At 74.0% G+C, this 16169-nt stretch carries 14 protein-coding genes and 2 pseudogenes; 2 read left to right on the top strand and 14 right to left on the bottom strand.

Features of this window, described 5'->3' with window-relative positions; all coding sequences use genetic code 11:
- Positions 1-377: 377 nt before the first annotated feature.
- The 3 genes from ACIG5E_RS36185 to ACIG5E_RS36175 form a co-directional block, all read right to left on the bottom strand.
- Entirely contained in the window at positions 378-1370 is a 993-nt protein-coding gene (locus ACIG5E_RS36185; RefSeq protein ID WP_396540985.1) for a phospholipase, read from the bottom strand.
- A 114-nt stretch (positions 1371-1484) separates the two neighbouring features.
- Complete coding sequence (locus tag ACIG5E_RS36180; RefSeq protein WP_396540983.1) at positions 1485-4034, bottom strand: DUF4132 domain-containing protein; 2550 nt, start codon at positions 4032-4034, stop codon at positions 1485-1487.
- Complete coding sequence (locus ACIG5E_RS36175; protein WP_396540981.1) at positions 4034-4429, bottom strand: hypothetical protein; 396 nt, start codon at positions 4427-4429, stop codon at positions 4034-4036. Before ACIG5E_RS36175 ends, ACIG5E_RS36180 begins: the two co-directional genes overlap by 1 nt.
- Before the next feature lie 105 nt (positions 4430-4534).
- Between ACIG5E_RS36175 and ACIG5E_RS36170 the strand changes: the two genes are divergently transcribed.
- Complete coding sequence (locus tag ACIG5E_RS36170) at positions 4535-6106, top strand: phytoene desaturase family protein (RefSeq protein WP_396540979.1); 1572 nt, start codon at positions 4535-4537, stop codon at positions 6104-6106.
- Positions 6107-6162: 56 nt separating this feature from the next.
- Here the strand turns inward: ACIG5E_RS36170 and ACIG5E_RS36165 are convergent, their stop codons facing one another.
- Positions 6163-6339 (bottom strand): hypothetical protein, encoded by a 177-nt coding sequence (locus tag ACIG5E_RS36165; RefSeq protein WP_396540977.1) that lies wholly within the window; start codon positions 6337-6339, stop codon positions 6163-6165.
- Between the two features lie 38 nt (positions 6340-6377).
- Between ACIG5E_RS36165 and ACIG5E_RS36160 the strand changes: the two are divergent.
- A pseudogene (locus ACIG5E_RS36160) lies at positions 6378-6983 on the top strand (agmatine deiminase family protein); the annotation flags it as partial.
- A gap of 36 nt (positions 6984-7019) precedes the next feature.
- Here ACIG5E_RS36160 and ACIG5E_RS36155 read toward each other — a convergent pair.
- The 10 genes and pseudogenes from ACIG5E_RS36155 to ACIG5E_RS36110 all read right to left on the bottom strand — a co-directional run bounded on the left by ACIG5E_RS36155 (position 7020) and on the right by ACIG5E_RS36110 (position 14931).
- Entirely contained in the window at positions 7020-7793 is a 774-nt protein-coding gene (locus tag ACIG5E_RS36155) for an NADase-type glycan-binding domain-containing protein (RefSeq protein ID WP_396540989.1), read from the bottom strand.
- Positions 7794-8231: 438 nt separating this feature from the next.
- Positions 8232-8297 (bottom strand): annotated as a pseudogene (locus ACIG5E_RS36150) (zinc-ribbon domain-containing protein); the annotation flags it as partial.
- 3 nt (positions 8298-8300) lie between these two features.
- Positions 8301-8864 carry a phage tail protein I gene (locus ACIG5E_RS36145; RefSeq protein WP_396540975.1) on the bottom strand — a complete coding sequence of 188 codons (564 nt, stop codon included), beginning with the start codon at positions 8862-8864 and terminating at the stop codon, positions 8301-8303.
- Positions 8861-10822 (bottom strand): putative baseplate assembly protein, encoded by a 1962-nt coding sequence (locus tag ACIG5E_RS36140; RefSeq protein ID WP_396540973.1) that lies wholly within the window; start codon positions 10820-10822, stop codon positions 8861-8863. Before ACIG5E_RS36140 ends, ACIG5E_RS36145 begins: the two co-directional genes overlap by 4 nt.
- Positions 10822-11247 carry a GPW/gp25 family protein gene (locus ACIG5E_RS36135; protein ID WP_396540971.1) on the bottom strand — a complete coding sequence of 142 codons (426 nt, stop codon included), beginning with the start codon at positions 11245-11247 and terminating at the stop codon, positions 10822-10824. The genes ACIG5E_RS36140 and ACIG5E_RS36135 overlap by 1 nt, the downstream gene beginning before the upstream one ends.
- The gene (locus ACIG5E_RS36130; RefSeq protein ID WP_396540969.1) at positions 11244-11555 is read right to left on the bottom strand and encodes a PAAR domain-containing protein; all 312 of its coding nucleotides are present in this window, start codon (positions 11553-11555) and stop codon (positions 11244-11246) included. Before ACIG5E_RS36130 ends, ACIG5E_RS36135 begins: the two co-directional genes overlap by 4 nt.
- Positions 11556-11597: 42 nt before the next feature.
- Positions 11598-13376, bottom strand: coding sequence for a VgrG-related protein (locus tag ACIG5E_RS36125; protein ID WP_396540967.1), 1779 nt, complete (start codon positions 13374-13376; stop codon positions 11598-11600).
- Complete coding sequence (locus ACIG5E_RS36120) at positions 13373-14095, bottom strand: LysM peptidoglycan-binding domain-containing protein (protein WP_396540965.1); 723 nt, start codon at positions 14093-14095, stop codon at positions 13373-13375. The genes ACIG5E_RS36125 and ACIG5E_RS36120 overlap by 4 nt, the downstream gene beginning before the upstream one ends.
- Positions 14096-14142: 47 nt before the next feature.
- Complete coding sequence (locus tag ACIG5E_RS36115; protein ID WP_396540963.1) at positions 14143-14568, bottom strand: phage tail protein; 426 nt, start codon at positions 14566-14568, stop codon at positions 14143-14145.
- 90 nt (positions 14569-14658) lie between these two features.
- A complete protein-coding gene (locus ACIG5E_RS36110) occupies positions 14659-14931 on the bottom strand; it encodes a hypothetical protein (RefSeq protein WP_396540961.1) in 273 nt (90 codons plus the stop codon).
- Positions 14932-16169: the final 1238 nt, after the last annotated feature.

Genomic DNA, 16169 nt, shown 5'->3' with positions numbered 1-16169 from the left:
GCCTTCCAGCGGGCCCTCCGGGCGCTTCGTTCTTTCGTGTTTCCAGCTTATCAGATGTTTTCCGCTCCGTTTTCCGGGGCTTCGTCATCCAACTCACTGCTGTCTTCTGCGGCTTGACGCCCCGTCCGACGTTCCAAACTCTAGCCGATCCCCGCTCCGAAAAGCGAATCCAGCCGCAATCCCGATAAACAGGCATGCCGAACCGGCAAGTGGTGTTTCTCGTGGATTGGCCGCCCCGGGACCGTCCGCGCAGAACTGCGTGTCCGGTGCTCCCTGCCGAGCGACTGGGAGACAGTACCCCTACTCGGCGCTCGAAACAAACGCCCCGCCCGGGGCTGCCGCGGAGGAGGAGCGGTAGGCCCCGGGCGAGCCGGCGCCTACCGGAAGAGGCGGTCGCCGCTGTTGGCCATGCGGTGGGTGCCGCTGTGGCGGTTCACCCAGTCACGGACGAGGTTGATGGCATTGGCGCACTGCCAGCTGTCGTCGTACTCGCGCACGCCGGTGAAGGCGCCGTAGCCCGCGATGACGCCGTCCACCTGGGCGTCGCCCAGCAGCTTGTCGACGTACCAGGGGTCGTTGTAGGTGGTCGTCCAGGACAGCGTGGCCGCGAGCTGTCCGGAGGCCCGGTCCGCCGCTCCCTTCTTCAGCTCCGCGCAGGTGTTCCAGGTGGCTTCGGTGCAGTTGCCGAATCCGTTGGTGATGTCGCTGTCGCCGTAGTCCATCGCCCGGTGGCCGGCGGGGATCCCGGAGCCGGACCGGTTGAAGGCGTTCCGGACCTGGTCGCGGGTGCCGGTGGTGGTCATGCCCTCCAGCCGGCCGAGCTTGCCCTCCAGGCTCTTCCAGCCCCGGCCGCCCACGTCGGGGGTGTTGCCGCCGTGGTACTCGTAGAAGCCGTAGATCACCTGGATCCCCGCGGCGGTCAGCCGCTGCGCCTTGTCGTGCAGGCCGACGACGCTGCAGGTGCGGTTGGGCTCCTCGCCGCAGTAGTTCGGGTCCTTGATGTCCAGCCAGACCAGCGACAGCCGTCGCCCCGCGTTGGCGTTGGAGAGGATGCGGTCGATCATGCTGTCGAAGCTCGGGCCCCGCCGGTTGTCTCCGGCGGAGGAACAGTCGTGGTAGGCGCGCCACTCGTTCGGGTTCCACCAGGAGCAGACGTCGATCTCGATGCCGTTGGCGCCGTGCTTGAGGGCGGCGTCCACGCCGTCCAGGGTGTCGACCCGGTGCGCGATGGCGTAGATCGGGTGGCGCTGGTCGGCGGCCGCGGCCGCGGAGGCCCCCAGCGTGGTGCCGCCGACGATCCCGCACACCGCCGCCGCCAGGGCCGGCAGCACCCGTACGCCGTTCTTGAGGTGAGTGGTCAAGAAAGGCACTCCTTCTTGTCGGTGCTCTGAAGTGAACATGACCGAGCTCACCAACGGTACGTTGTCAAACGGTAAATGGGGGCTAAACGAGGTACGGACACGGAGCTTTGCCCCCACGGGCGATCAGCGCTGCCCCAGTTGACCGGTGATGGCCGGATCGGTGATCGCCGTGTCATCGGCCAGCAGGACCGCCTTGCTGAGGATGACCGCCAGCATCCGGTCGCCCTCGAACGGCAGATACGGCCCGCCCGGCGAACCGGCCTGCCCGTCGGCCGGGCCGTCCGACGCCGGCACGATGCACAGGTAGCGGTCGTCGGGCGCCATCAGGACGTTGCCCGAGCCCAAGTGGATGCGGTACGTGTGCAGTTCGCCCCGGACCTCCAGGAAGCGCCCCTCCACGGTGCAGCGCTTCCCGACCGCCAGCCGGGGCAGCAGCCGGGCCAGCAACTCGCCGCGCTCACGGGCGCTCTGCGACAGCTCGCCGAAGCCGTACGACTGCCAGTAGTCGCGGTAGCGCCCGTCCGGACCGCCGTCCGACCAGGTCGGGTCGTTGCCGACGCTGCTCACCCCCACGAACAGGTCGACGTCGCGCAGCACTTCGCTCAGCACCAGCGGCGGCACCTCCGTGAGCGGCACCGGCTCGGGTATCTCCACGCCCGGCCGCATCATCGGGCTGTACTGACCGCTGCCCGCCTGGGTGAGGTTCTCCGGGGCGTCGATCGGGTAAAACCGCACCTGGTCGGTGCCCAGGTGGGTGAAGGTCTCGCCCCAGTCCGCGTCCATGCCGTTCACCCAGAACTCGGCGCGCAGGCCCCACTCGGGCAGCAGGCGCTTCGGGACGGCGAAGGAGTTGTCCACCGCGAGCTGCAGCTGGCTGTGCCAGCCCCGCACGCCCGCCAGCGCGTGGAACCGGTGCTGGCGCAGCACGTGCGCGGCGAAGCGGTTGGAGTAGACCCGGGTGTGCTCCTCCGCGGGGGTGAGCAGGTACACCTCCCGGTGCGCCTGCTTGAACGGCTGGACGACTTCGTGGCGTTCCAGCAGGGCGCGCCAGGCGAGGACGGACTCGGTCGGGTGGCCGACCGGGTGCCACAGTTCGACCTGGGCGTCGGCGGCGGGCGCGGGCTCGTCGCCGGTCAGGGTGCGCAGGGCGCCGTCCAGCCAGGCGCAGGCCGTGCCGTCGACGGTCCAGATCAGTCGGCGGGCCAGGGTGCCGACCAGCGGGTGGTCCACGATCCGCTCCCGCCAGGAGCCGTACCGCCAGCTGCGCCGGGCCAGGAACTGCCGGTCCAGCCGCTCGGACTGGGCGGCCAGCATCTTCTCCAGGTCCTTGACCGCGGCCTTGAACTCCTTGAGCCCGTCGGCGTGTTCGCGGCGCACCGAGGCGGGCGGGGACTTCACCGGGCGGCCGGCCTCGTTGTACCAGGTCTGTCGGACCCCGGTGCCCTCCACCAGCAGCTCCACCCGGGCGTCGCCGAACCGCTCGACCCGCTGGCCCGGTTCGGTCAATCCGTAGCTGGGGACGGCGAGTTCCTCGATCTCGGCCCGGCTGAGGCCGAGCGCCGCGGCCCGGTCCCGGAGTGCCTTGTCGAGTTCCTTGACGGTGCCCTTGTACGTCACCCGGGTGGTGAGGACGGCCAGTTGGGCGAGGCCCTCCTCGCCGTCCAGGCGGGCGAGGGCGTGCACGGCGGCGTTGGCGACCTTGGGCGCCTGGGGGCCGATGCCGGGCACCTTGCGCAGCGTGGACTCGACCAGTCGGCCCAGCACTCGGGCGCTGTCGGGCTGGGCCGGGGCCAGCGGCAGCAGCAGGGCGATTCCGCGCAGCGCGTCCAGGTTGTGGGGGTCGAGCTGGTTGGCGCCCGCGCCGTTCGGGTCCGCGACCAGTTCGAGGGTCCGCGGGCGGCCGACCAGCGACAGCCATGCGGTGATCCGCTCGCGGGCCCGCTCCGGGCCGACCGCGTCGATCAGTGCCCGGCCGGTCCGCTCCCAACGGGCGGTCGGCTTTGCGGACTTGACCTCCAGCGCATGCTTGAGCAGGGCCCTCCACGGACCGCCCTCTCCCCCGGCCGGATCGAGCTCGGCATCGAGCTCGGCGACGTCGGCGAGGACCTGGTCGGCCCAGGCCTCGCCGGGGCTGAGCAGCGGCTCGGTCAGCGCGGCCGCGAGGTCGACGACGAGGCTGTGGTGGGGCCGGATGTGCAGGGCGCTGCGGCGGACGGCGGCGACCACCGCGGCCTCGACCGGCCGGCCCGCGGCGAGCTCCTCACTGACCAGCGCCTCGGCCTCGTGGAACTCGGCGAAGACCCACTGGCGGCCCATCAGGTGCAGCCGGTCCTCGCTGAGCTCCCGGGCCGGCTCCGGCGGAAGGCCCCGGGAGACCGTGGCGGCCAGGCGGGTCAGCGCGCTGCGTTGCTGCTTGAGCTTCTCGGTCTCCACGGGCCGCCAGAGCATCAGCGACCAGTTCACCAGGCCCGCCACCAGCGCGGCCCGGGTGTTCCGGTGCAGCCCCAGCAGCCGCTCGCGGACGGGCTGCACCCGCTCGTCGGACCAGTCGCCCCCGATGGCGGCGTCCACCTCCGACAGCGCCGTGACGATCCCGTCCACGTGTCCGGTGTCGAGCGCGTCGAGCAGCCGGGCGACTGCGGGGTCCAGGGGATCGGTCGTCGTCATCATCATCAGCCACCCACCAGCGGTACGAGTTTCAGGAAGGACACTTCGGTATCGGCGCGCAGGTCCAGCTCGGCGTCCAGCTCCTCGACCTGCCGGTCGCCGACCAGCACCAGGAAGCCGTTGCGGCCGAAGGCCTCGACGGCGCTGAGGAACTGCCGCTCGGGGTCGACCGCACGGTCCGCCTCCGGCTGCCGGTGCCCGTCCAGGGTCCGCTCGGCCGGGGTGGGCTGCACCAGGCCGTGGAACACCCCGGGGCGGCCCGCGTTGTGCTCGGCCACCTCCCGGTGCACCCGGCGGCGGATCAGCTCGCGCAGCGTCAACCGCTCCTCCGCGACCGGAAGCCGCCAGGCATCCCGTCGCGCCCCCGATGTCGTCTCGTCGACGAAGATCACTGTCGCCATGCCGCAGACCGTAGCCATCCGCACCGACAGCCCGCCCCGGGGGGGCCGGATCCGCGTCCGTGCGCACCTGTTCCCCGGCCCGCCCGGGTGGCGTACCGTGACCGGATGACCACGATGGTGTCTTCCCGGTACGACGCCGTGATCGTCGGCGGCGGGCACAACGGACTGGTGGCCGCGGCCTACCTCGCGCGGGCCGGTCGGCGGGTGCTGGTCCTCGAACGGCTGCCCCGGGTCGGTGGGGCCGCCGTGTCCACCCGGGCGTTCCCGGGCGTGGACGCCCGGCTGTCGCGCTACTCCTACCTGGTCAGCCTGCTGCCGCGGAAGGTGGTCCGGGACCTCGGACTGCGGCTGGAGCTGCGGCGGCGCCGGATCGCCTCCTACACCCCGACCGTGCGGGACGGGAAGCCCACCGGGCTGCTGGTGGACGCCGCCGACCCCGGCCGCACCCGGGAGTCGTTCAGGACGCTGACCGGCGGCGACCGGGAGTGGCAGGCCTGGCAGCGCTTCTACGGGATGACCGGGGAGCTCGCCCGGCGGGTGTTCCCGACGCTCACCGAGCCGCTGCCCTCACGCGCCGAGCTGCGCCGGCGGGTCGGCGACGAGGCGGCCTGGACGGCCCTGTTCGAGCGGCCGCTCGGCGAGACCGTCGAGCGGACCTTCACGGACGACCTGGTGCGCGGTGTCGTCCTGACGGACGCGCTGATCGGCACCTTCACCCACGCCCACGACCCCGAACTCCGGCAGAACCGCTGCTTCCTGTACCACGTGATCGGCAACGGAACCGGCGACTGGGACGTCCCGGTCGGCGGGATGGGCGAGGTGACGGACGCGCTGGCCGAGGCGGCGCTGGCGGCCGGCGCGGAGCTCCGGACCGGCTGCGAGGTCACGGCCGTCGCCACCGACGGCCACGGCGACGCCGAGGTGACGTACCGGCACCGGGACGGCGAGACGACGGTGGCCGCGCCCAAGGTCCTGGTGAACGCCGCGCCCGCCACCCTGGCCCGGCTGCTGGGCGAGGCCCCGGGGCCCGCGCCGGAGGGCTCCCAGCTGAAGGTCAACATGGTGCTGCGCCACCTGCCGCGGCTGCGGGACACCGCCGCCGACCCGCGCGAGGCATTCGCCGGGACCTTCCACATCGCCGAGGGCTACCGCCAGTTGGAGACCGCGTACACCGAGGCGCTGGCCGGCCGGATGCCCTCCGCGCCACCGTCCGAGATCTACTGCCACACGCTCACCGACCCGTCGATCCTGGGCCCGGAGTCCGCCCGGCAGGGGCTGCAGACCCTGACCCTGTTCGGCCTGCACATGCCCGCCCGGCTGTTCGGCGACCCGGCGGCCAAGGACCGCGCCCTGGCCGCGAGCCTGGCGCAGCTGGACGCGGTGCTGGCCGAGCCGATCGCCGACTGCCTGGCCACGGACGCCGACGGACGGCCCTGCGTCGAGGCCCGGACTCCACCGGAGCTGGAACGGGAGATCGGGCTGCCGGGCGGCCACATCTTCCACCGGGACCTCGCCTTCCCCTTCGCCGACGAGGAGCCGCCCGGCACGGCCGCCCGCTGGGGCGTGGCCACGGCCCATCCGAACGTCCTGCTGTGCGGGGCGGGCGCAGTGCGCGGTGGCGGCGTCAGCGGCATCCCGGGGCACAACGCGGCGCAGGCCGTCCTGGGGCGTGTCTGACGGAGGCCGTCCCGGCACCGGTCGAGGTGTCGGGACGGCCTGGACGGGCCCGGCCGTCAGGCGCGGGCGAGCACCCAGCCGCCGAGGCCGTCACAGGCCCAGGCCGCGTAGCTGGTGGACCGGAAGCCGGCCGGGACGGGCGAACCCGGGTAGGTCCACGGACCCGCGCGGGCGGTGTTGTGGCGCCAGGCCCCGGCGCCGTCGCAGCCGGCCGGTGCGCGGGTCCCGGGCATGACCGACGCGATCGAGGCCGAGGTGGCCCGGCTCGGTTCCTCTGGTCGCCGAGGGAGGCTCCTTCGAGAGCGACGGTCAGGGGACGCTGATGGTCACCGAGAGCTCGGTGGTCAACGCCAACCGCAACCCGGGCCGCAGCCGCGACCAGGTCGAGGCCGAGCTGAGGCAGGCCCTGGGCGTCACCAAGGTGATCTGGCTGGCGGGCGTCAAGGGCAAGTACATCACCGACGCCCACGTCGACTGCCTGGCCCGCTTCGCCGCCCCCGGCGTCGTCCTCCTGGACCGGGCCTTCCCCGGCACCCCGGCGGACGTCTGGTCCCGCTCCGCCGACCAGGCCCGGGCCGTGCTGGCCGAGGCCACCGACGCGACCGGCAAGAAGCTCAAGGTGATCGAGATCAGCCAGCCCGACCCGGACCGGATCACCGGCCGCGGCGACGCCTTCGTCTCCTCGTACATGAACTTCTACATCGGCAACAAGGGCGTCTACCTGCCGAAGTTCGGCGACTCCCGGGCCGACGGGCACGCCCAGGAGGCGTTCAAGGACCAGTTCCCCGACCGCGAGATCGTCCCCCTGCAGATCGACACCATCGCCTCCGGCGGCGGCGGCATCCACTGCTCCACCCACGACCAGCCCGCCGGCTGACACCCGCCGCCCCGCGCGGAGGGAGCACGGCAGCGTTCAGGTCCGTTTGAAGAACTCCACCTCGGCCAGGGCGATGGTGCGGCCGGGGCCGGTTCCGGCCGCCTCGCGGACGGTGAGCTTCACCTGGACGACGTCGCTGATCCCGGTCGCCACGGTCTGCGGGCCCGGTTGGTCGTTGAGGGTGATCTGCTTCCGGTGCAGCTCGCCGTCCGAGGCGGTGACCTCCAGGGACAGGACCAGCGGGCGGGCCTGCTGCCGGAAGTGCTCCGGGTCCGTGGAGTCGCCGGTGTGGATGATCAGGTCGACCAGCCGGAACGGGGTGCGGAAGGTGAAGCTGATGGAGTCCCCGATCGCGGGCGCTCCCCAGTAGGTGTTACTGAGGCCGTCGGCGGCCGCGGTCGCCGGATGGCCCTCGACCGCGGCGCTCGCCGAGGTCAGCGACGGGGTGATCGGGGCGGTGCTGCGGACCTTGTCCAGCACGTCCTGGTAGGCGCTCAGGCCGACCGGGTACAGCAGGATCCCCGCCACGACCAGTGCGGCCAGCACGACCAGCGCGATGGTGCGGCGCAGCGCGTTGCCCGAACCGCCGATCCGCACCCGGCGGCGGAACGGCCAACGGGTGCGCCACCAGGGCAGTTTCGGCGGGGCCGCGGTGACGGCCAGCGGCGCCGCGCAGCGGCGGCAGAACCGGCGCTCGGGCAGGTTGGGCGTGCCGCACCGGGGGCAGGGCGGGCCCTCCTGGGCCTCGTCGGCCGCGGACGCCCGGACGACGGGGCGTGGCGCGACGGGCTTGGCGGGCTGCACGGCCACCGGGTCGGCCTGCGGTTCGGGGACGGGGGCCGGTTCGGGGGTCGGCGGTGGAACCGGAGCCGGGTCGGGAACCGGAACCGGAACCGGAGCCGGAGCCGGGGCCGGAGCCGGGGTCGGTTCGGGGGCCGGGGTCGGCCGCACGCGGGTGGAGGTCGCGCGCGGGGGTTCGGCGGTCGGCGGGGCCGGCGGCGCCTCGACGGGCTCGGTCGGCGGCGCGGGGTCCGGGACGGGCGGCTGGTTCCGCCTGCTGCGCGCGGTGACCCGTCGGGAAACGTTGCGCCAGGTGGACTCGGTGCGCGCGGTGTCGGGTGCGGCGGGTGCGGCAGGCTCGGCCTCGGCCACGGCGGCCGCCGGCGCCGGCGCTTGTTCGGTCTGCGCGGGCGCTGCCTGCGCGGGCGCGGGCGTCGCGGCGGCCGTCCGGGACCACCCCAGGTACGCACCGCAGTTGCCGCAGAAGTCGTCACCTTCCGCATTGGCCGTCCCGCATTCGGGGCACACCGGCATCCGTCAGCCCTCCGCTCGTCCGGGTGGACCGGGCAGGATCTCGACCCGGCAGGTCAGGTGGACCGGACAGCCCGCCCTGACGACGGCCAGCACCTGGTCCTCGTCCAGCCCCGCACCGTGCAGCGGCCAGACCCGGATCAGCACCTCGCCGCCCGACGCGGGCAGCGGTACGCCGCCGGGGGCGGTCGCCCAGGAGACCCCGCCGCCATCCGTGATCTCGGCGCCGGCGCCCAGCACCAGGCGCAGCCGCTCGACGAGTCCGCGTCGGGTGCCGCGCCACCGGTGCAGTTCCACGGCGCGCCCGACCACCGCGCGGCGCACCTCCTCCGGCCAGGCCGGGTCGACGTCCACCGCGAGCCAGGAGGCCAGCCAATCCAGGAAGTCGACCGGCGCGAGGTGAGGCCGGAAGTAGGCGGGCAGGTTGTCCAGGGTGGCGAAGACGGGGGCGAGGACGGTGTCCAGGCCGGCCGTGAAGCGCTGGGCGAGGTCGTCGTCGGCGAACAGCGCGGGCAGCAGTTCGCCGATCGGGTGCGGGCTGGGCAGCCCGGGGACGGCGGCTCTGGTCATGCCGGTCCGTCCTCGGCGGCCGTGGTGACCACGATCTGGTGCTGGTGCGAGAAGACCAGGGCGTCCGGCGGGACGTCGACCCGCTCGGCGGGCGCGCCCCGGCGTCCGGTGATCGGGTCGGCCGGGAACAGCCGCAGTTCCTCGACCCCCGCGACGGCGGCCACCCGCTGGAGCACCGCGAACACCTCCCCGTACTGCACCGCCCGGCCGAACGGCCAGCCCGAGCCGTCGGCGCCGCCGCGCAGCGGGTTGAGGTAGCGGTAGAGCGCGTCGAGGGTCGCCTCGCGGACCCGGTCGGGGTCCGTGGCTCGGGTGGTGAGCCGGGCGACCACCGTGACGCCCTGGTAGGCGGGGGGCTGGACGAGGATCCGGGTGCCGATCAGCCGCCGCTCGTCCAGGGCGGTCGCGACGGCGGCCAACACCTGCTCGTCGGGGATGAGTTGCTCGAACCGCAGCCGCTCGCCCTCGTCCGCGACCGCGTCGGGGACGACCAGCACCCGCACGGCGCCGGCCCCGCCGTCGTCGGCGGGCACGCAGCTGACCCGGGCGGCGGAGGGCGCGGCCTGCCGGGCGATCAGCTCGAAGTCCCCGGCGGTGACGGCGCGTTCCTGCAGCCGCAGCTGGTGCGGGGCGCGCAGCTTGGCGTTCTCCACGGTCTCCCCGTCGACCCCTCCCCTGGCCGCTTCGCGGTTGTCCACCCGGGCGATGTACGGGACGGAGCTGCGCAGCACCGTGACGGTGTTGCGGGCGACGTTGCCCGCCGTCCCGCCGCCGGTGCGGTAGCGCGGGACGCGCAGCCGCGCGCCCTTGGGCGGTACCGCGCCGAAGGCGCGCAGGCTGCCGTCGGGTTCCCGGACGGCGGGCGGGAGGTGGATCTCGCCGGTGGTCGCGTCGAGCACCACGTGCCGGTCGGTGGGCGAGGAGTCGCCGAAGTGCTCGACGACCGTCCACGGCTGCCACCCGTCGCCGGCCGCGACCTCGACCACCGGCGGCCCGCCGTCCAGCAGGACCGGCGGCCGGGCGAGCCGGAAGCGCTGGCCCGCGACGCCCTCGGAGGTGCCGAGCGGCGCGTCGGTGACGGTCTGGGCGTGGAGGGCGGTCGCGGTGCCGCCGACGGTGAACACCTCGGCCCGGCGGACGGTCGGGGACTCGGAGTAGAAGGGCTGGCCCGGGCTCGGCTCGGTGACCCGGCAGCGCAGCCAGCCGGCCCGGCGGCCCGCGACCACCGACGCGGTGTGTCCGGCGGGCACGAACACCACCACCTCGCCGGGCCGGTTGAGGCCGCCGGTGGTGTCGCTGCCGGTCTCGCAGCCGATCCAGCGCGCGCCGTCCCACACCTCCCAGGCCAGCGGAGGCTGGCGCGGGTCGACGCCGACGCCCTCCACCCGGCTGTCCAGCCGGACGGCCAGGATGCAGCGCGGCACCACGGCCGGCAGGGCGAACAGCATCGCGTCGCCGACCGCCGGGCGCGGCTGGAAGCACGGCACGTCCGCGCCGTCGGCCAGCCGGGCGGTGGCGTCGGACTGCTCGCCCGCGGCGGAGACGGTGACCAGCCGCTCCAGCGAGCTGGGGACGATCGGGAGGTCCTCGGCGGTGGCGAAGACCACCGCGTCGTCGGTCTCGGTCCGCAGGGTGGAGACCTCGGTGCCGGCCCGCAGCAGGACCATCTCGGGCTGCGGGGCGGAGAGCCAGAAGTCGACCTCGGCCCGGGCCGCGGCGGGCGGGAAGAGCCGGATGCCCAGCAGGTCGAGGAAGGCGGCGTAGTTCTTCTCCGGCACCCGGTTCAGCCGGTAGAGCAGCTGGTCCACCAGGTAGGCGAAGGTCTCGATGAGGGTGACGCCCGGGTCGGAGACGTTGTGGTCGGTCCACTCCGGCGCGCGCTGCTGGACGTAGCGCTTGGCTTCGTCGACGAGTTGCTGGAAGCGGCGGTCGTCCAGGTTCGGGGAGGGCAGTGCCATCAGCGCTCGCCCCCGTCCATCGCCGCCGCCGGCGACTCCGGGATGGTGTAGAAGGGGAAGACCAGGTTGCGGCGGTCGTTGGTGGCCCGCACGGTGTAGTGGACGTCGATGTAGAGCGTGCCCTCGTCGACGCGGTCGAAGGCGATCACCACGTCGTCGACCCCGATCCGCGGCTCCCAGCGTTCCAGCGCGATCCGCACCTCGCGGGCGATCCGCCCGGCGGTGGTGCTGTCGCCCGGGGCGAAGACGTACTCGTGGATGCCGCAGCCGAACTCCGGGCGCATCGGCCGCTCGCCGGGGGCGGTGCCGAGGATCAGCCGGATGGCCTCCGCGATCTCCCGGTCCCGCTCCACCATGCCGATGCCGCCGGTGGCGTTCACCCGCAGCGGGAAGGCCCACCCCCGGCCGATGAAGTTCACACTCATGCGGCACCCCCGATCAGCACGTTGAAGGCCCCGCTGACGATGGTGGCGCCGCAGGTGGTCTTGTCGCCCATGCGGGCCGCGGGCAGGCCGCCGATCAGCGTCACTCCCCGGGTCACGGTGCCGAGTTCGGGCTCCACCAGGTTGGCGGGGCCCATCTCCACGTGCGGGACGCAGGCGTGCAGACTGCCGACCACCGCGGCGGGCCGGCCGCCGATCAGCACGGTCTCCACCGCGAGGGCGCCCGGCGGCGGGGTGGCGAGGGTGCCGCCGTGATCGGTGGGGTCGCCGGTCCGGGCTGCGGGGGGCATGTACGGTCTCCGTTCCTTCTGCTGAATTCGATTGACGATCCGTCAGTTGATGTGCACGAACGCCCCCTTGATCACCGCCTGGGCACCGCCGTCCACGGTGGCCGCCGTCGTGCCCCGGATCGTCACCGATCCGCCGCGCACGTTGACCTCCCCGGTGCCCGCGTCGAGGGTGATGCCGGAGGAGGAGAGGCGCACCGTGCTCGTCCCCGCGCCGACCGCGCCGTGCACGGTCAGGACGATCTCCCCGTGCTGCTGGTCCAGCCGGACCTCCAACTTCCCGTCCCCGCTGGCCAGCCGGACCCCGGAGCTGCCGCCCGGCACGTCCAGCAGTTCCAGCCGGTGGCCCGAACGGGACACCACGGAACGGCGGTTGACCTTCCCGGCGGTCGCGTCGACCAGCGGCACGTCGTGCGGCGAGGGCCGGTCCACGCCGTTGTAGAGGCCGCCCAGCACGTACGGGCTGTCCAGGTCGCCCTGCTCGAAGCCGACCAGCACCTCGTCGTTGACCTCGGGGCTGACCACACCGCCGCCCCCGTGCCCGCCCCACTGCACGGTGCGCACCCAGTCGGAGACGTAACTGTCGTCCAGCCAGGGGAACTTCAGCTTCACCCAGCCGCGCTGCCCGTCGCCCGGCTCGCGGACGTCGGTGACCACGGCGACGGCCAGGCCCGGCATCCGCGGCCCGCGCGGCGGCGCGTTGCCCCCGGTCGCGAGTCCCGCCAGCGAGCGGTCGGGCGCCGCGCTGACCACCACGGTGGTCCGGTAGCCGCGGAACGGTTCCAGCAGGTGGCGCACCCCGGTGGCGGTGTAGCGGCCGGAGAAGGCGGCGCCGACGTTCCCCAGGGCGACCGCGGTGCCCGCCCGCAGCCGCGGATTGCCCTCGACGACCGCCTCAAGCTCGCCGAAACCCGCGGCCACCGAGGCGGCCAGCGACCGCGCCACGGCGGTGGTCTCCGCCTGGGTGCGGTACGGGGTGTCGGCGACGGTGAGCCGCGCCGGGCCGGGGAAGGCGGAGGCCACCACCGAGGGGCTCATCCCCGGCAGCACGCTCGGCGAGGTCACCGAGGGCTCGGCGGCGACAAGGGCGCTCTTGGTGGTGACGTTCCAGCCGCGCGCCTCGACCGTGTCCGCGCCGGCCGCCCCGGTCAGCACACCGCGCAGCTCCAGCAGGTTGCGGCCGTACTCCAGCACCAGCGGGTTCTGCGGCGCGGGCGTGGCGGGGGCCGGCGCCCCGGACGCCGGCTGCGGCCGGACGAACTCCAGCTTCCCGTCGTCGTCCACCCGCACCTGCGCGCCGCTCTCCAACGCCAGGAACTGGAGGAACTCCCAGTCCGGGACGTTCGCCTGGGACAGCTGCTGGTGCACGACCGGGAAGGAGTCGACCCGCCCGCAGGCCAGGCCCGCACCCGCGGCGACCTCGCGGACGATGTCGGCGGTCGTCATGTTCCGGAAGGCCTTCACCCGCCGCCCGCGCATCAGCCGGTGGGTCACCGCCGACGCCCGCAGCACGGTGTACGAGCCCGTGGTGTCGACCTCCAGCTCCAGCGCCGTCACCTCGCCGGTGAACAGCCGCACCTGGGTGTGCCCCTGCACGGTGACCACGGACACCCGCAGCTCGGTGCCGATGGTGATCCCGGTCGTGGAGAGGAAGGTGTGGTCCGCGTCCCGGAAGCTCAGCACCGCCGTGTCGGGCAGGCCCACGCTCTCCTCGATGTCGCAGGACACCAACTGGGCCGCCCAGACCGGCGGCAGCGGGCCCGGCGCCTCGACGACGGGATCCGCGGCGAACGGCCGGCCACCACGGGCCTCGGGAGTGGTCATCGCTGCCCGCCCCGGGTGAGTTCGTCGATCCCCGGCACGATCAGCTCCGCACCGGGGACCAGGGCCAGCGGATCGTCGATGTCGTTCGCCTCCGCGATGGTGCGCCAAGCCGTCGCGTCCCCGTACGCGCGCCAGGCGAGCAGCGGCAGGCTGTCGCCGGCGATCACCCGGTGGGTGCTGCGGGCCTCGGGCGAGCCGGAGGTCGGGTTCTGTCCCGCCGGATCGACGCTGGCCTCGTCGATGGAGAGGGAACACACCGCGCGCAGCGGATTGCCGTCCACGTCGAAGAGCGTGTAGGTGACCGAGAGGCCGGTCAGCACCCCGTTGAACGAGGTCGTCGTCAGGGTGCCCCAGTCCAGCCGGATCCACGGACTGGCCGGCGTCTTGCGGGCCAGGCTCGTCGGGGTGGGCACGCAGGCCGTCATCAGCTGCTCCACCGCCCGCTCCACCGAGTTGTCATGGGTCGCGGTCGAGTCCAGGAACACGTCGAGCGACAGCGAGCGCGGACCGCTGCCGACGAACTCCGGCAACGCCGACTGGCCCGCCATCCGCGACGGTGTGCGCCGCCACTCGGTGGTCTTGCGCAGCACCAGGGTCGCCGGGTTGAACTGCAGCGGAAGCCGCGCGATCGCGCCGCCGGGCTGGGCGCCGACCGTGGACGGCGGCTCCATGATGGTCAGTTGGGCCCGGGTGACGCTCGCGGGGACCGCCGTGGACATCCTGCTGCTCCTTACGTGGGTGGGGCGGAGTTCTGTGCGAACCGGGATCAGGACGGGCGAAGGCCCGCGTGGGCGATCTCCAGACTCTCCACCGCCGCCTGGGAGTTGGCGGGATCGAAGGACGGTCCCTCCCAGCGCACCGGAACGATCCCCAGCACCTGCCAGCCGACGATCCGGCTCAGGTCCGGCCGCAGCGCCACGATCTCGCCGTCCTTCGGCTCGACCTTCCGGACGATCTCGCCCAGCCACCGCGCGATCTTGGCACTGTCCGCGGTGACCGCGCGGGTCAGCGTGATGTTCGACCAGGTGATGCGGCCCGGCAGCTGCCAGGAGAAACCGTTGTTGCCGCCCTCCGCGTACTGCTCGATCTCGACCTGGGCGCCGAGGCCGGAGCACGTGGTGAACTCGCCCAGGTCATTGCCGCCGATGGTCAGGCTGAAGAACACGCTGCTCGCGAAGATGTTGTCGGTCATCGGTCCCCCTTTCCTGCTTGCCGCTTGCTGTTTTCCGTTTGCTGATTACCGCTTGCTGTTGCCGGTCAGGTCGATGCGGTCGTCCTGGGCTCAGCGGCGCAGGTCGTACGGTCTCCCGGCCCGCTCCCTGCCCCTGCGCAGCTCGGTGCGCAGCAGCCGCCCGACCGGTTCCACCAGGCGCCGGGCCAGCTCGTCGAGGTCGGCGGGCCCGGCACCGCCGGGAGCCTCTGCGGGCTCGGCGGGCGGTGAGGACTTCGTCGGGGCGGCGTTCGTCGGGGCGGCCTGTACGGTGCTCGGCCGGCGCGCCGGGACCGCGGTCATCGGCACCCCGGACAGGCCCGCCTGCTCGGCCACCCGCTGCAACAACCGCGCCGTACCGGGCGCGGGCGGTGCGGGCAGCGCGGGCGGGGTGCCGGCGGGGCGCGCGGGCGGGGCGCCGGCGGGTCGCGCGGGCGGCAGGGGTCGCGACGCGACGGGCGAAGGGTCCGCCGGCGGCGGCGGTGACGGCAGCGACCGTGACACGGTCGGCAGCCGCTGGACCGACTGGACCGCCGGGGGTGCGGGCCGCACCACGGGCGCGGGCGGGATGCTCTCGGCGTGCCCGGGCGGCAGGGCTCGCGGCACCACCGGCGAAGGCCGTGCCGGCAGCTCCGGCGACCGCAGCTCCGGCGACGGCAGTCGCTGAACCGACGGGGGCGCGAGCCGGACCACCCGCGTGGGCGGCACCGCTGCACGGGGAGATTGGGGTCGGCCGCTCGGTGGGGCCGTGACCGGGGAGGCGTCGACCGACGCCGGACTCCCGTGCGCCGACGGACGATGAGCCGCCGCACGCCGCGAACGCGAGCGTTGCACCGCAGCCACCACCCCGCGCAGCGCGCCCCGACCAGACGGACCGTCCGCCGCCTCTGCCGCACCCGGCGCATCGAGAGAGGTCGAACTCCCCTGCGTCGCAGGGCGATCGACAGCCATCCTGCCGCCCCCGCGCTCCGACGCCCGCCGGGAACGCGAGCGCTGCACAGCGGCTACGACCCCACGCACCACCCCCGGGCCGGACGAGCGGCCCGCCACCCCGGCGGCACCCGACGTACCGAGCGGTGCCGAACTCCCCTGCGCCGCAGGACGATCGGCAGCCGTCCGGCCGGTTTCACGTTCGGTTGCACGGGGGGAACGCGAGCGTTGCACAGCACTCACGTCTCCAGGTACCACCCCCGGGCCGGAGGAACCGCCCGCCGCGTCTGCGGCACCCGGCCCGCCGAACCGCGCCGAACTCCCCGGCGGAGTCGACTGCCCGGCGTTGGTCCGCCTCGCCCCCACGCCCGGCGAGCGGCGTGACCCCGCGCGCTGCGGCGCAGCGGCGGTCCCGCCCCCTCCGCCGCCGGGGGTCCGCGACGGCGGCGCCGCCGGTTCATCGTCCGTACGTGACGCGAGCGCGTTGGGCCAGACTGCCGGGACCACCGGCGGCGAGGGCGCCGTGCGGGAGCCCGTGGGAGCGGTGGTGCTGCTCCCGAAGGGCGCCGCTGGCGCGGCGAGGGCGACCGAGATCGGGCGCTCGCCGATCAACCCGCGCCTCGCGCCGGTGAGTTCGACTGCTCGTTGCACGC

Origin of the sequence: Kitasatospora sp. NPDC053057 (assembly GCF_044546945.1) — a bacterium.
Classification (GTDB): domain Bacteria; phylum Actinomycetota; class Actinomycetes; order Streptomycetales; family Streptomycetaceae; genus Kitasatospora.
This window is presented reverse-complemented; position numbering and strand designations above follow the sequence as displayed.

What these genes read in the sequence shown, in the direction of transcription:
- ACIG5E_RS36180 (WP_396540983.1), bottom strand. Translation starts at nt 4,034, where the DNA reads ATGATGATGACGACGACCGATCCCCTGGACCCCGCAGTCGCCCGGCTG.
- ACIG5E_RS36175 (WP_396540981.1), bottom strand. Translation starts at nt 4,429, where the DNA reads ATGGCGACAGTGATCTTCGTCGACGAGACGACATCGGGGGCGCGACGG.
- ACIG5E_RS36170 (WP_396540979.1), top strand. Translation starts at nt 4,535, where the DNA reads ATGACCACGATGGTGTCTTCCCGGTACGACGCCGTGATCGTCGGCGGC.
- ACIG5E_RS36165 (WP_396540977.1), bottom strand. Translation starts at nt 6,339, where the DNA reads ATGCCCGGGACCCGCGCACCGGCCGGCTGCGACGGCGCCGGGGCCTGG.
- ACIG5E_RS36145 (WP_396540975.1), bottom strand. Translation starts at nt 8,864, where the DNA reads ATGACCAGAGCCGCCGTCCCCGGGCTGCCCAGCCCGCACCCGATCGGC.
- ACIG5E_RS36140 (WP_396540973.1), bottom strand. Translation starts at nt 10,822, where the DNA reads ATGGCACTGCCCTCCCCGAACCTGGACGACCGCCGCTTCCAGCAACTC.
- ACIG5E_RS36135 (WP_396540971.1), bottom strand. Translation starts at nt 11,247, where the DNA reads ATGAGTGTGAACTTCATCGGCCGGGGGTGGGCCTTCCCGCTGCGGGTG.
- ACIG5E_RS36130 (WP_396540969.1), bottom strand. Translation starts at nt 11,555, where the DNA reads ATGCCCCCCGCAGCCCGGACCGGCGACCCCACCGATCACGGCGGCACC.
- ACIG5E_RS36125 (WP_396540967.1), bottom strand. Translation starts at nt 13,376, where the DNA reads ATGACCACTCCCGAGGCCCGTGGTGGCCGGCCGTTCGCCGCGGATCCC.
- ACIG5E_RS36120 (WP_396540965.1), bottom strand. Translation starts at nt 14,095, where the DNA reads ATGTCCACGGCGGTCCCCGCGAGCGTCACCCGGGCCCAACTGACCATC.
- ACIG5E_RS36115 (WP_396540963.1), bottom strand. Translation starts at nt 14,568, where the DNA reads ATGACCGACAACATCTTCGCGAGCAGCGTGTTCTTCAGCCTGACCATC.